At 46.3% G+C, this 14301-nt stretch carries 14 protein-coding genes; 13 read left to right on the top strand and 1 reads right to left on the bottom strand.

Annotation, left to right across the window (positions count from 1 at the left end; all coding sequences use genetic code 11):
- Nucleotides 1–10 precede the first annotated feature (10 nt).
- The 6 genes from truA (at nucleotide 11) to Pmgp_RS07470 (ending at nucleotide 5137) form a co-directional block, all read left to right on the top strand.
- Nucleotides 11–766: a tRNA pseudouridine(38-40) synthase TruA gene (truA, locus tag Pmgp_RS07495; RefSeq protein ID WP_134213377.1), complete on the top strand. Its 756-nt coding sequence runs from the start codon at nucleotides 11–13 to the stop codon at nucleotides 764–766.
- A 99-nt stretch (nucleotides 767–865) separates the two neighbouring features.
- Nucleotides 866–1297 carry a 50S ribosomal protein L13 gene (gene rplM / locus Pmgp_RS07490; protein ID WP_134213376.1) on the top strand — a complete coding sequence of 144 codons (432 nt, stop codon included), beginning with the start codon at nucleotides 866–868 and terminating at the stop codon, nucleotides 1295–1297.
- A gap of 20 nt (nucleotides 1298–1317) precedes the next feature.
- Nucleotides 1318–1710 carry a 30S ribosomal protein S9 gene (gene rpsI, locus Pmgp_RS07485; RefSeq protein ID WP_134213375.1) on the top strand — a complete coding sequence of 131 codons (393 nt, stop codon included), beginning with the start codon at nucleotides 1318–1320 and terminating at the stop codon, nucleotides 1708–1710.
- Nucleotides 1711–1992: 282 nt separating this feature from the next.
- Nucleotides 1993–2865: a lipid II flippase family protein gene (locus Pmgp_RS07480; RefSeq protein ID WP_192902842.1), complete on the top strand. Its 873-nt coding sequence runs from the start codon at nucleotides 1993–1995 to the stop codon at nucleotides 2863–2865.
- A gap of 73 nt (nucleotides 2866–2938) precedes the next feature.
- Entirely contained in the window at nucleotides 2939–3754 is an 816-nt protein-coding gene (gene cwlD, locus Pmgp_RS07475; RefSeq protein WP_134213373.1) for an N-acetylmuramoyl-L-alanine amidase CwlD, read from the top strand.
- 183 nt (nucleotides 3755–3937) lie between these two features.
- Entirely contained in the window at nucleotides 3938–5137 is a 1200-nt protein-coding gene (locus Pmgp_RS07470) for a geranylgeranyl reductase family protein (protein ID WP_134213372.1), read from the top strand.
- A gap of 54 nt (nucleotides 5138–5191) precedes the next feature.
- Here Pmgp_RS07470 and Pmgp_RS07465 read toward each other — a convergent pair whose 3' ends face one another.
- Nucleotides 5192–5515, bottom strand: a complete 324-nt coding sequence (locus tag Pmgp_RS07465) for a hypothetical protein (protein WP_134213371.1) — start codon at nucleotides 5513–5515, stop codon at nucleotides 5192–5194.
- A 300-nt stretch (nucleotides 5516–5815) separates the two neighbouring features.
- On the opposite strand from Pmgp_RS07465, the gene Pmgp_RS07460 reads away from it, so the two are divergent.
- From Pmgp_RS07460 to Pmgp_RS07430, 7 genes are all read left to right on the top strand, one after another.
- On the top strand, nucleotides 5816–6040 hold the full coding sequence (locus Pmgp_RS07460) for a DUF1659 domain-containing protein (RefSeq protein ID WP_134213370.1): 225 nt from the start codon (nucleotides 5816–5818) through the stop codon (nucleotides 6038–6040).
- Between the two features lie 62 nt (nucleotides 6041–6102).
- Nucleotides 6103–6309 carry a DUF2922 domain-containing protein gene (locus Pmgp_RS07455; RefSeq protein ID WP_134213412.1) on the top strand — a complete coding sequence of 69 codons (207 nt, stop codon included), beginning with the start codon at nucleotides 6103–6105 and terminating at the stop codon, nucleotides 6307–6309.
- A 155-nt stretch (nucleotides 6310–6464) separates the two neighbouring features.
- A complete protein-coding gene (locus Pmgp_RS07450; protein WP_282432888.1) occupies nucleotides 6465–6599 on the top strand; it encodes a YvrJ family protein in 135 nt (44 codons plus the stop codon).
- Nucleotides 6600–7222: 623 nt separating this feature from the next.
- The gene (locus Pmgp_RS07445; protein ID WP_134213368.1) at nucleotides 7223–8149 is read left to right on the top strand and encodes a LysR family transcriptional regulator; all 927 of its coding nucleotides are present in this window, start codon (nucleotides 7223–7225) and stop codon (nucleotides 8147–8149) included.
- A gap of 451 nt (nucleotides 8150–8600) precedes the next feature.
- A complete protein-coding gene (locus Pmgp_RS07440) occupies nucleotides 8601–10058 on the top strand; it encodes an SLC13 family permease (RefSeq protein ID WP_134213367.1) in 1458 nt (485 codons plus the stop codon).
- Between the two features lie 61 nt (nucleotides 10059–10119).
- Complete coding sequence (locus Pmgp_RS07435) at nucleotides 10120–12111, top strand: NAD(P)/FAD-dependent oxidoreductase (protein ID WP_134213366.1); 1992 nt, start codon at nucleotides 10120–10122, stop codon at nucleotides 12109–12111.
- 31 nt (nucleotides 12112–12142) lie between these two features.
- On the top strand, nucleotides 12143–14131 hold the full coding sequence (locus Pmgp_RS07430; RefSeq protein WP_192902840.1) for an NAD(P)/FAD-dependent oxidoreductase: 1989 nt from the start codon (nucleotides 12143–12145) through the stop codon (nucleotides 14129–14131).
- Nucleotides 14132–14301: the final 170 nt, after the last annotated feature.

The following is a 14301-nucleotide window of genomic DNA, read 5'->3' as shown; positions in this document are numbered from 1 at the left end:
ATACACTGGGATGTCTATGGCTAATATTAAGGTAACCATCGCTTACGACGGTACTAATTATCACGGTTTCCAGGAACAGCGCGGCACTGCTTTTCAGACTGTGCAGGGCGTGCTGGAGGAAAGGCTTTCCAGGTTGGCCCAAAGGGAAATCAGGATCATAGGCGCCGGAAGGACCGACGCGGGAGTTCACGCCCGCGGCCAGGTAATCAATTTTGACACCGGCGGCTGGCCTATCCCTACCCCTAAGATTGTTTACGCGCTCAACAGCCTGCTGCCCCGTGACATAGCGGCGCTGGAGGCGGAGGAAGTGCCGGATTCCTTTCACTCGCGTTTTTCGGCCGTCGCCAAGACCTACCGGTATGTTATCAACAATGGGAAAAGGCACTCTCCTTTCCTGCGGCTTTACAGTTACCATATTCCCTGCCTGCTGGACGTGGAGGCGATGCGCGCCGGAGCCCGGCGCCTGCTCGGGACAAATGATTTCAGCGCTTTTCGGGCGCTCGGTACGCCTGTGAAGACTACCGTCCGCACCGTGCGGGAGATTCAGGTCAGCAGGGAGGACGAGTTGATTTACATAGATATACAGGCTGACGGCTTTCTCTACCATATGGCCCGGATGATCAGCGGGACGCTGATCCGGGTGGGACAGGGAAAGCTGAGCCCGGAGGAAGTAGCCGGAATACTGGCCAGCCGGAACAGTTTGAAAGGAGGGCCGACCGCGCCGGCGCGGGGATTGTATTTGGAAAGAATCGAATATCCAGGTTGACGTGGTTATTGTTGACACTGGAAATGCTTTGTATTATAATTTTTGTTGTGGCTTTAAAAAAAGCCTCGTTTGCTATTTCTAAGGAGGGAAAAGCTTTTCATGAAGACCGTTATGGCCAAGCCTGAGGATATAAAAAATCGCAAGTGGTACGTTTTAGACGGTGAAGGCAAGGTTTTGGGGCGTCTGGCTGTGGAAGCCGCCCGGATCCTGCGCGGGAAACACAAGCCTGACTTTACTCCCCATGTCGACACCGGCGACCACGTTATCGTAATCAACGCCGAAAAAATAGTGCTGACAGGGAACAAGCTGAAGAACAAAAAGTACTACAGGCACTCCGGCTATCCCGGCGGCCTCAAAGTTGTCAGCTACGAAACACTTATGAAAACAAAGCCGGAATTAGCGGTGGAAAAAGCAATCACAGGCATGCTGCCCCACAACCGGTTGGGGGCTGACATGGCCAGGAAGCTGAAAGTATATAAAGGTTCGAAACATCCCCACCAGGCGCAAAAACCCGAAGCCTGGCAGTTGTAGCAGGGAAGGAGGAAAAGAAATTGGCACAAGTGATGTTTTACGGCACCGGCCGCAGGAAGAACTCAGTAGCCCGCGTATTCCTGGTACCTGGTGAAGGCAGGGTTATCATCAACAACAAGCCGGTAAGCGAATATTTTGGCAGAAGGACACTGGAAATGGTAGTGCGTCAACCTGTGGAGTTGACGGGAGCATCAGCCAGGTTTGACATTCAGGCTAAAGTTTTGGGAGGCGGCATCAGCGGTCAGGCCGGGGCTATTAAATTAGGTATCGCCCGGGCATTGGTACAGGCCGACCCCAACCTTCGTCCCCTTTTGAAACGGGCTGGCTTTTTAACCAGGGACCCGCGTATGAAAGAGCGCAGAAAGTATGGATTGAAGAAGGCGCGCCGCGCCCCGCAATTCTCCAAAAGATAAATGGCTCCAATTATGCGAGGAAGGTAAACCCTTCCTTTTTTGTTATTATTTTATGTGTTATAATTAGCTTGAAACAAATTGACAGGATTTACAGGATCAAAAGGATTTACAGGATTTTATAATGAAACCCTTTAAGGTCGTCTAAAAACTTTATTAAAATAAAAAATTTTTAAATGAAAATGTGATTTTTTACAATCCTGTTAATCATCTTTTAAAATCTTGTTAATCATGTCAATTTGTTTTATCTTTCACTGAGCTAACAGCATCTGCCTCGGAGGAAACGTGGACCGTTTAGTCTTTGTTTTTTTACTGACTGCCTTTATTAATTTAATCAACACACTGACCCGCTCATCCCGCCTTTCCGGTGTGAGGACCAGGCATCTGGCTACCGCTATCTCCCTTTTTTCGGTGGTCTACCTGGCCGCGAGTTTTGCCAACACGCTGCAGGCGCCCCTGCTGTCGTCCACCGTGGAGCGCATCATCGGCAGCGGCTACGACCAGGCCCTGCTGACTCAGCCGGCCGGCGATGTTACCGGTTCACCGGTTTACCAGGCGGTGCTGGCTGACTTAAACTACAAGCTGCGCTTTGTTATTCTGGGCTCGACGGTAGGAGTGGTGGCGGGCATTCTGGTAATCCCCAGCTTTGTGACATCATTTTCTAACGCCATCAAAGCTTTTGGCCAGACAGGTTCAGTTTTTAGAGTAATACCGCTGATACTGTTTACCGCCCTGAAACCCGGCAGCAGTATCATTAAATTCCGCTTGTCAACAATTGACTCGCTGAAAAAAATCATATTCACCAAGATGGATATACCCAAAGGGTTTCTTTACTGGAACCTGGTCAGCTATAGCTTGTGGACCGCTAACGTGCTGTCCGGCCTGTACGCTGGCGCTCTATATCCGGAATTCCGCTCAACGGCGGTGCTGATGGCTTCAATAGTCGGCAATGCCGCCATAGTCGTAAACGTTATGATGGTGGACCCGCTGCTGGCCGGTGTAACCGATGCGGTGGCCAGGGGTGATAAAGATGAGCTCTTATTAAAGCAGATTATTTTCTACCTGGCCGTTTCGAACCTGCTGGGCACGCTGCTGAGCCAGGTCATTTTTGAACCTGTGGCGCAGGGCCTGCAGCTCCTGACCAGGTGGATTACTTAAAAACTAAACCTGTTATAATTCCCCAACAGGCAGCATACCATTTTAAGGAAGATATTTTAAGGGGGTGTTGTTTTTGTCTCCAATAGTCTTGAGGACTTTTAGAGTTAAAAAGCGGCGCCTTGTATTATTGGTTGCCCTGGTATTTCTGGCTTTTTACCTGTCCAGGTCCAAACACGAACTGGCTGAACAAAAGGCGGTGGAGGTCATGTCCCCGTCGCTGGCCAACAGAATAATTGTGGTCGATCCCGGGCACGGCGGCATTGACCCGGGTGTAGTAGGCCGCAGCGGCACCCTGGAAAAGGATATCGTCCTGGAGGTGGGCAGGCGGCTGGAGGTAAACCTGGAACAGGCGGGCGCCACGGTGCTGATGACCAGAGATACGGACACCGACCTGAGTGACCCCGGTACCATCGGAGCCTCTGCGAAAAAGAGGGAAGACCTGAAAAGGAGGGTGGCCCTGGCCAATGACAATAAGGCTGACCTGTATGTGAGCATACACGTGAACAGCACTTCGGATGCCAGCCGCCGCGGCGCCCAGACCTTTGTCCAGCAGGGGGCGCCTGAAAGCAAGAAGGCCAGCCAGTTCATCCAGTCTGAACTTGCCGGAACACTTAAAAATACTGACCGCCAGCCGTCCGAGATTGACCTCTATATTAGCAGGAGCACCTCCATGCCCACGGTAATAGTGGAAATAGGTTTCATGACCAACGAAGCCGAAGCAAAATTATTGAACGACCCAACCTACCAGGGCAAGGTGGCCTGGGCTATCTACGCGGGAGTGGTCAAATATTTCGCCCAGGGAGGCGTAACTGCCCTGGGGCCGCCTGAAAACGAACAGGTGATTAAGACTTTTAAGGAGCAGTCTCCGGGCAGGATAAGTGAACCATAAAAAGATTTAACTAGGGCCAGATATGCTGGCTCTTTATTTTTTAGCCTTTTCCACAAAGTACTATTAAAAAATATCGGAAAATATACGATAAAAAAAGGGAATCCATAAATTCTTTGTCTAATATTAAAAAGGCCGGTCTTATCTTACCACATACAAATCCTATACAGTGAAAGGGACTGTAGCATGAATTATGATGTTTTAGTAATAGGCGGCGGCCCGGCGGGCTGCAGGACTGCCGGGCTGATTGCAAAGAAAGGCTACAAAGTGCTGGTTGCCGAGGAGCACCGGAATGTAGGAGAGCCGGTGCAGTGCGCGGGGCTGGTCAGCCCAAGGACCTTAAAAACTGCAGAAATATCCTGTGATAACCTGGTGCTCAATAAGATCCATGGCGCATATGTCCACTCGCCGGGCGGCCAGATACTTGCGATCAGGGGTAAGGAAACATACGCGCTGGTTATTGACCGGTCCGCCTTTGACCGCGGCCTTTGTGACGCCGCAAGACAGGCCGGCGCCGAAATCCTGACGGGAGTGAGGGCCGGTGTGAAGGATTATTACCCGGAGGGTGTGCAAATAGTCCTGAAAACTGAGGGCTGGGAAAGAACCGCGGCAGCCTCACTGCTGATTGGGGCTGACGGCCCAAACTCGGGAGTTGCCCGCAGCATTAACGCCGGCAGGTCAAACGACATTGTCAGCATGTACGCGGCTGAAGTGGAGTTAAGGTGTCCGGAAAGAGACATGGTGCATATTTTCCTGGGTGAGGATGTGGCCGCGGGATGGTTCGGCTGGCTTATACCTGTTGATGGAAAACGCGCCAGGGTAGGCACAGGTGTAAGCAAGGGCAGAAACAGCCGCCCCCGGCTCTGCTTTCAGAGAATGGTCCAGGCCTACCCGGATATTTTTAAGGGTATGCAGGTGATCCGGGGCACAGGCGGGATTGTGCCCATAGGTTTTCCAGCCAGAATATATGGCGAGCGGACTATGCTGGTGGGAGACGCGGCCTGTCAAACCAAGCCGCTTTCCGGCGGCGGCCTTTTTCTCGGGCTGACCGGCGCGGGGATCTGCTCCAAAGTAGCTGCAGAGGCCCTTCTGAAAGGAAGATTTAGCGTGGAACAGCTTGCCCGGTACCAGTTTTTGTGGGAAAAAGAAATGGCTGATGAAATCCAAACAGCCTTAAGCCACAGAAAGATCTTTTTAAATATGAAGGACAAGGAAATGGATATGCTGCTCCGGTTTTTCAACCGGCCGCTGTGGAAATATATCATATCCAGGTACGGCGACATTGATTACCCTTCCTGGCTGGCCTGCAAGCTTGCCTTTGCCCGGCCCTGGGCGGAAAAGTTCGTGCTGAGCCGGCTTGAGAAGATGGTCAGGCGCACCTCTTAGATAGCTCGCGGTTTCCAAACAGGCAGCGGCGGCGGGCAAAAAATGCGGCGCCGCTCACAGTTTGTGAAAATGCATGAATGAGTGGATTTTCATTAATAAAGGGCTGATGCCGAGGATCCAGTTGGCGTCAGGTATTACACCCAGAACCCCTGCCGCCAGGTAAAAGAAATCTTGCCTCACTATAGACCATATGGCCAGCAGAAACAGGGCAAAGCCGCTGACGGCGTAGTTTAAAAAAAGGCTGAATTCATAGTGCGGCACGGAGTCAAGGGCAAAATGGGATAGAAACGCCAGCAGTAAAAGGAAGGGTGTTTTTATTTTACCCTTGCCGGCACTGTAGATAGCTGTGGCTGTCACTATGTGGGTTAATCCTGACATAATTTCTCCTTATTTATACCTAATTTTTCTTCTTCTATAAAAGGCGGTTATATCCTTCATTTCAGCTAATTCCTTTATTTAAGCGGGTAAAGATATTGTCGATATTTGTTTGTAATAAATTCCTTAAATGCTATTGACTACTTATTACCAATTTGCTAATATAAGATCAGAACATACGTTTGGGGCGGGCAAATGGAAAACATTTTACCGCCCCAAAATGTTTTTCACCGCCCGCCCCTTATTAGAAAAAAATACTGGAGGTTGTATGTTCTGCCCTTCAGGCTAAAAGGAGGTGAATAAATGGCTGTCAATAAAGTGCCTGCCAGTTCCGTACTCAGGCTTGAGCTCCAGGTTGGCGTGAATGCCGGCGGCAACCCGGTTTACCGGAACAGGAACCTGAACAACGTCAAACCTGCCGCTGCCGACCAGGACCTGTTTGACGTGGCGACCGCGCTGGCCGGTTTGCAGGGCTATACGCTCAACAGTATCTCCCGCGTGGACAACGCTCAGCTGGTCGAGGCTTAATATTAAAAAGAAGATCAAAGAAAGGAGGGATATGATTGGCCGTTACAGCCAGAACGCTGCGCATGGTGTTTCTCAACCAGGCGGGCAAAAACGTCACCATCACCCTGGACAACCCCAGGAGCGATGTGACTACCGCCCAGGTTCAGACAGCCATGGACCTGGTTATCGCCCGCAACATCTTTACCAGCACGGGCGGTGACCTGGTGTCCAAGCAGGATATCAAGATTATCGACAGCACCACAGACGACCTTTACGACCCGCCCGCTTAAACCAGGGCGTTGATCATAGACGGCGGTTACAGTAAACCCGCCTCAAAGCACGGCGTTATCCCGGGATATCTTCTCCGGCAGGTCCGGTTGGGTGGCGCCGTGCTTTATTTTCACTTTGAAAGGAGTGATAACAGCTGGAAAATTTCCTGCAGGCAGTGGGCGATGTAGGTTTTCCCATGGCCGTGGCCGCGTACCTGCTGGTGCGCATCGAGAGTAAGCTGGAGGCGCTGACCTCCAGCATCGCCAGGTTGGCCGAAGCGGTAGCCGGTGAGCGGCGGCAGGAGGAGTAAAGGCAGCACAGGAGAGCCGCCGGTGGTAAAAGACGGCGGCTTAATGTTGGAGACAGTTCGAAACCCCCGGGAGACAATACCAGTTTAGGTATACATGTGCATTATTCTTCGCGCTCTATCCTGCTGTGTGTCAGCTTTTCCTGAATGGTGCTGTGCTTGGATTGTCCTGCTTGGGCTAACCCCTCCTATTCGGGAATTTGAATGATCTGGGTAAATGTTACGGCCCGGAATCTGGTGGAGTATTAGAAAACATCCAGTATGATTGCTGGACATGCACACTCGCTGTGGATCTGTGTCCTTTTGGTCTTTTAAGCCCTATTCTCCTAGCGGGAAAGAGCTACTTATAGCTTGCCCGGTTAATTAAAACTATTTACACGAAACTATTTATACTTCCTCTTGAGATGTAAAAATTCTTCTTGAAGCAACCTTGATGAACAGCCTTTGAGATATTATACTGTTTTCGAAGGTGTTGGTTGTGGCGGTTATGATTGTTATACCCCGCTCAGACAGCTTTGCCGGATTAGTTCCCGTAATCTTAGCGCGATTTCGTCTTTCAGAACTTAGTAGCTGCACCATTTATTAGTGTCCGGTTATTCTAAAACCTTTATGCGAGGGGATAAAAAATGCGGACAGAGTTGCTGAAGTACTTTGTTAAAGTTGTTCAATATGGTTCTATTAATCAGGCTGCAAGAGAATTATTTATGGCCCAATCATCTTTGAGTGAAGCGATTTTATCATTGGAAAAGGAAATAGGCTGTCAGTTATTACAAAGATCCAAAAAAGGTGTTATTCCTACGACGGCGGGAAGTCAAGTATATCAGGATGCTTTGCAGGTTATTTCTCTAATAGATAATTGGAGGGAATTTTCGGTTGCAAATTCGGAATATCAAAGAGATCTTAATTTTTTGGCTACGCCATCTTTTTGTAGTACTATTTTAAAGGATCTTATGCTTGATTTACAGGAAGGTTACCCCCAATTAAAGATATTTTTACATGAAGAAAAACAGCAAAATATTTTAAAGGTTTTTAAGAAAGATCCCCATAATATAGCAATTAACTTTTATCTGCCTCATCAGGCAGAAGCCGTTAAAACAATTATAGATTCGAATCACTGGACGTTTATTTCGCTTTTTGAAGATTATGCCCAAGTGGTTCTTAGCAGCAAGAATCCCCTTGCAGGCAAAGAGTATCTGCTGAAAAATGATTTACAGACACTCTCCTTGGCTCAATATTCCGATAGTCATGACCAGTTATCATCATTATATTTTAGAAAATTTTTTAAAAAAGAGCCAATATTTTTTTTAGGCAGCAAAATGAATATTTTGCAGATGATTATAAATGATCAGGCAGCTGGGATATTTTCACGAATGATGATGAAGGAAGAGCCCTATTATAAAATGGGGCTGTTGAAATTGCTTCCAATAAAAGATTACAGTGTGCTTATTAGATATTACTGTGTTTATAATGCTCAAGAACTTTCACCGCGTTTAGCGGAAACAATCATTGAGAAATTAAAGCAAGCCGTTGTTAAGAGGCAGAAAGAATGTTAGTCATAAAATGAGCTATTAGAGAACTGTTGTTAAGATTTTACATCGCTTATATCAATGCCGCTATGTGATGGAACGAATGTCATATAGCGGCTTATTTTATTATCGGGTTTTCCGATATCTAGTATCCTATATAATGTATTATTCAGAAAGAGAGAAGTTATGTATTATCGAAGTGAAGAACTTTTGGTCTAGCTTTGTTTTATATTGTCTAAAGTTGCGGAGAAGCTGGTAGTGATCCAGATATACCCACTTTTTGATCGATTAGCACAAGTGCTTTTAGGGTTGCCGAGAATCTACAAGACATGTGGGGAGGTGTTAATTGGGTTCAATACAAGACATGTGGGGAGGTGTTAATTGGGTTCAATACAAGACATTTAGGGAAGTGTTAATCAGGGTAAATAATTGAACGCGTTTGAAAAATAATATCTTATAAAAAGTGAGGGCTGTAATTGTGAATATTGCCACAAAACCGGAACGATTAGTTAATATATCTCCTGTCTATTTAATTAATTGTTGCATTGCATTAGCGCTGATGATTGGATTTAAATTTATTCCAGCTTCTGCCCCGCTGACGCCAATGGGTATGAGTGTAATCGGGATCTTTTTGGGCATGTTGTATGGATGGTTGGTAGTCGGCGATTTTTTTTGGCCTAGTATCGCCGCCCTTGTTTTTTTGGGACTGAGTGGGTATATGAAGATTTCCGAAGCCTTTACCGCAGGCTTTGGAAACAGTACAGTGCTGTTGATATTATTCTTCTTTGCGTTTACCAATATTATCGACAATGCTGGCTTGACAGAATATATAGCCGTTTGGATGACCAGTCGCAAATTTATCCAAGGTCGCCCCTATGTATTGACCCTGATGGTTCTTTTAGCAATAGTCGTTTTATCTATGATGATTACCATGAGTGCAGCAGTTTTGGTATTGTTTCCAATTATTAAACGTATCAGCGAAGTTTATGGGATTAAACCGGGGGAATCATGGCCAATTCATATGTTTGTAGGTGTTGCGTTTGTGGGCAGCACGGCCTATATGCTCCTGCCTTTTAAACCACTGCAGGCCGCTGTCTTTGCCAATTATCAGGCAATATCCGGCACGACTATTCCGTATAGCCCTTACTTTTTAATTGTTGTGGCGATGACAATTGGTGCTATAATCGGTACTCTGGCTTTAATGAAATTTGTCTTCAAAACCGACGTATCCAAGATTGTCAATAGTAAAAATGCACTGTTGGAATCACCTCCTTTAACGGGTTATCAGAAATTTATTATCGGCTATTTTATTTTGGTGGTATTTTGTATGCTATTTCCAACTATTGCCCCCAAGACATGGGATATTACTAAAACACTTAACAACATAGGCAACACGGGTATTATGGCAATTAGTGTGGTGCTTTGGGCGGCTATGAAAATTGTAAGCAGGCCGACGATACCGCAGCTGTTTTCGAAAAATGTAACCTGGTCAATTCTTTTCATTTTAGCAGCAGCGCTTACGATTGCCGGAGCAATTTCATCGAAGCAAACGGGTATATCTGCCTGGCTGGTACTGGTCCTCACCCCGATAGTCAGCGGAAAGAGCGCTATTGTGTTTGTTTGTCTGATTGCGCTTATTTCTTGTGTCTTGACCAATTTTGCGAATAATATACCAACAGCGGCATTATTGACTCCGATTATTTACGCTATAGGTACGGCTGTGGGCCTTAACGATCAGGCAATGGTTATATGTATGCTGTTTGCCGCCAATATTGGGCTGATTACACCCCCGGCAAGTACTCCGGCTGCGATTATTCACGGGGACTCTGAATGGGTGCCCGGCATAACCGCATATAAATTGGGACTAACATTCAGTCTTTATAATGTAGTGCTTATATTGTTGATTTGCTATCCACTTGGTGGCCTGTTGTTTTAAAGAATTAATCTGCTAAAAAGAAACCACGTAGAATTAAAAAATGAATTAAGGGAGTATCAAGATGACAAAACAATTTTATAAGGAAAAATATCCTCATTTGTTCGAGCCTATGGTGGTGGGGAAAAAGAAGGATGTCTACAAAAACCGTATTTTACTGGCGCCAATGGCGTCCATCAGCAGTGCCGGAGGGGCCGAAGCCAATGGCCGTATCAACGATTATGGAGTTGATTTTTACACCAATTTTGCCCGGGGCGGTTTCGCATCGATCTGTGTGCCTATTGAAATTCCCAAAAATGGCGGCCATGCCAATGCATTCTCATTGGATGCAGAAGTGATGGGTTTTATGAGTATGCACTTTTTACAGCGTTCTGTACATGCATACGGGACAAAGTCATCTTGCGAAATTTATCATGCCGGCTGCTGTATGCTGCCGGGGCCAGGCCGTACGATCATGAGTGCCAGTGCCTTTGTCTATAATGGCAATCAGGTTAAAGAAATGAATGAAGAGGATATGGAAGATGTAATTAAAATGTATGTAGATGCGGCTATTCTGACCAAACGGGCCAATTTTGATTCTATTTTACTGCACTACGGCCATGGCTGGCTGATGAACAATTTTTTATCTCCGTTAATCAACCACAGAACGGATAAATACGGCGGTTCCGTAGAAAACCGTTGCCGCTTCCCGAGAATGGTTATTGAACGGATTCGTAAGGCAATTGGTGACGATTTGACGATAGAACTGCGCCTTAATGGATCGGATATGATGGAAGGCGGCATTGTGCCTGAAGATGCTGCTCAACAGGCATTGATATTTGAAGATATTGTTGACATGATTCACATTACCTGCGGAACTCGTCTGGATGCTTCCAGCCGTCCCAAAATGCATCCCACTCATTTTATGGAACCAGCTCATAATGCTGCCGCAGCCGAGATTATCAAGAAAGCCGGCGTTAAAATTCCGATTGGCTTGGTTGGCAGTATCCAGGATCCGGAATTGGCGGAAAGGCTGCTGGCAGAAGGCAAAGCTGACTATGTTGTGGTAGCCAGACAAGCGATTGCTGATAATAATTGGGTAAATAAGATTAGAGAAGGACGTTTGGACGATATTCGTCCCTGCCTGCGTTGTGATTATTGTTTGGACGGCGGTAGGCGCGGCGCACTTACCAAAGAGGTTCGTATTCAAGACGACGCTACTTTTGACCGGCGTTGTGCGGTTGATCCGCTAGGTTGTCAAGGTTTGGCCAAACGCAGATTCCCGGCGCCGGAGCGCAGCAAAAAAGTGGCTGTAATCGGCGGGGGTATCGCGGGTATGCAGGCTGCACTAACGGCAGCTGAAAGAGGACACAAAGTTGTACTATATGAGAAAAGTGATAAACTGGGCGGTCAGGCTTTGCTTTCCGATGTAATGTGGTTTAAGAAGGAAATGAAAGCATTTCACGAATATTTGGAAAGACAAGTCAAAAAAGCGGGCGTTATTGTTTTGATGAACACTTCAGCTACGCCGGAGTTGATTGAAGAGGCTGATTTTGATGTGGTTATTGTAGCGGTAGGCGCTGAACAGGTCATACCGCCGATCCCGGGTTTGGATAATGCTATTATGGCTTTTGATGTCTTCGGGCATGAAGATAAACTAGGTAAAAAAGTGGCTATTGTCGGCGGCGGCAGTGTGGGTTGTGAATTATCCATTCATTTGGCCGGGTTGGGCCATGAAGTGGTTGTCGTAGAGATGGGCAGCTTCTTATGTGCCAGTGCTCAGATCAGTGAAAGAATGCATACAATGGAATATATGGAAAAAAATAACGTAAAATCATATATTGAAACTAAATGTGTGGAGATTACTGATAAAGGCATTTTCATCGAAAATGAATCCGGCAAACAATTTATCGAAGCTGATAGCATAGTTATCGCGGCCGGAACCAGGTGTATGGTTGAGGAACGGGATAAATTCCAGAATGCAGCCTTTGATGTCATTAACGTAGGCGATTGTATTAAGGCGTCCGATATTGTCAATGCGGTTGAAACTGGTTGGAACGCCGGGGCAACGATCTAATTTTTTTGGATCAAAGAAGGAGGAATCAAAAGTGAAACCTGTTTATAAAGAAAAGTACCCGCATTTATTCGAACCAATGGTCGTCGGTAAAAATAAAGTAGTTTTTAGAAACCGGGCTTTGGTAGCTCCAATTGGCTCCATCGCCACCGGCGGCGGCGAAGATAGTGATGGGCGAATCAACAATTATGGTATTGATACTTGTATGAATTATATCCGCGGTGGATTTGCTTCTGTATGTCTTCCTATGGAAGTTCCTATTGACGGCGGACATGAACATATGTTTAATGTCAATCCAAAAACATGCAATCAGATGAACTTTCAATTGCTGCAGCGTTCTGTTCATGCGTATAAAGGTCTGACATTTGCAGAATTGCTTCATTGTGGCCCTTTCGTTAACCTGGAGGGATATCCTAGATTAGGAGCTGATAACCGTATTTCAAATGGTCATGAAGTGAAAGCGGCTAATCTTGAGGACATGGAAGAAATCTGCAGGCTTTTTGCTCAGTATGCTAAATGGTGCAAAACCGCCAAATTTGACGGTATATTGTTGCATATGGGCCATGGCTGGTTGTTCAACGATTTCCTGTCTCCGCTCACCAATCATCGAACAGATGAATTTGGCGGCAGCGTGGAAAACCGTTGTCGTTTTCCATTAAAGGTGATTAAAGCTATCCGTGAAGCTATTGGTGATGATTTGCTTATTGAATTACGTTTGAATGGCAACGATGAATTGTCGGGCGGCATTCTGCCGGAAGATTGCGCACAGCAGTGTTTGATTTTTCAGGATTATGTGGATATGATCCATATCACCTGTGGCAACCGTTTGGACGCAATGGCAAGACCAAAACAGCATCCTAGTAATTTCTTCCCTATGGCGCATAATGCCTATGCAAGTGAAATAGTGAAAAAGGCCGGTGTAAAGATTCCTATTGGGGTTGTAGGCGCGGTATATAATCCGGAAATCGCAGAAGAAATACTGGCCAAAGGACAGGCCGACTATATATTGATGGCTCGCGCTGCTATGGCTGATCCGGAAATCATCAAAAAAGCCAAGGAAGGTCGCGAAGACGACATTCGTCCATGTTTGCGCTGCAACTATTGCATGGACCACGGGAGAAGAGAAGCGTTGACTACAGAACTGCATCTGCTCGGCGCCCCAAGTTACGATCGTCATTGTGCAACGAACCCGCTGGCATTCCAAAGCGCATCCAAGAAACGGTTCCCACCTGCTGAACGCGTAAAAAAAGTCGCTATAATTGGCGGCGGTGTTGCAGGTATGCAAGCAGCCATTAGTTGTGCGGATAGAGGTCATAATGTAGTGCTGTACGAAAAAACTGACAAACTGGGTGGTCAGGCATTGTTATCTGACGTGATGTCATTTAAGAAAGAAATGAAACTCTTCCATGAGTACCTGGAACGTCAAGTTAAAAAACGTCAAAATATTATTGTGATGATGAATACTCTCGCTACACCGGAAATGATTGATGACTTGGATCCTGATGCGGTTATCGTAGCGGTGGGAGCGGAGCAAATTGTACCTAATATTCCGGGTGTGGAAAAAGCCACCATGTCTTTTGATGTATTTGGCAATGAGGACAAAGTAGGTAAAAAAGTTCTGATCATCGGTGGCGGCGATATCGGTGTTGAATTGTCCATCCACTTGAGCAGCCTGGATCATGAATGCACTATTGTTGAAATGGGTCATTTCATCGCACCAAAGGCTCAGCTGACAGAAAGAATTTCTTATATCGAGGTAATGCAGGAAAAAAATGTCGTTACAAAGGTTGACACGACTTGCGTGGAAATCACTGACAAGGGTGCTTATGTGGAAAACGCAGATGGCAAGCAGTTTATTGAGGCAGATACTGTTATTATTTGTGTTGGTACGAAATCTTTGGCAGAAGAACGGGATAAATTTATTGACATTGCATTTGATGTTATTAATGTTGGTGACTGTGTAAAGGCTTCCAGTATTGTACATGCCGTTCATACAGGTTTTGATGCGGGTTTAACTTTGTAATATCGATGAATTGTGTAAAGCGGAAAAGGTTTTTACGTAATTTATGATTCACCCTGTTTGGTAAATTATGAAACTAGTTAGACCAGATATCGAAACCATTTTTTAAAGATTGCTCCACCCAAGCGTCCAAATGTTGATTTTTGGCATCGAAATGGGCTCGCCAATACCAG

The sequence above is a fragment of the Pelotomaculum propionicicum genome (assembly GCF_004369225.1).
Lineage (GTDB): Bacteria > Bacillota > Desulfotomaculia > Desulfotomaculales > Pelotomaculaceae > Pelotomaculum_B > Pelotomaculum_B propionicicum.
The sequence above is the reverse complement of the archived record's forward strand: the minus strand, read 5'-3'. Positions and strand labels throughout refer to the sequence as shown.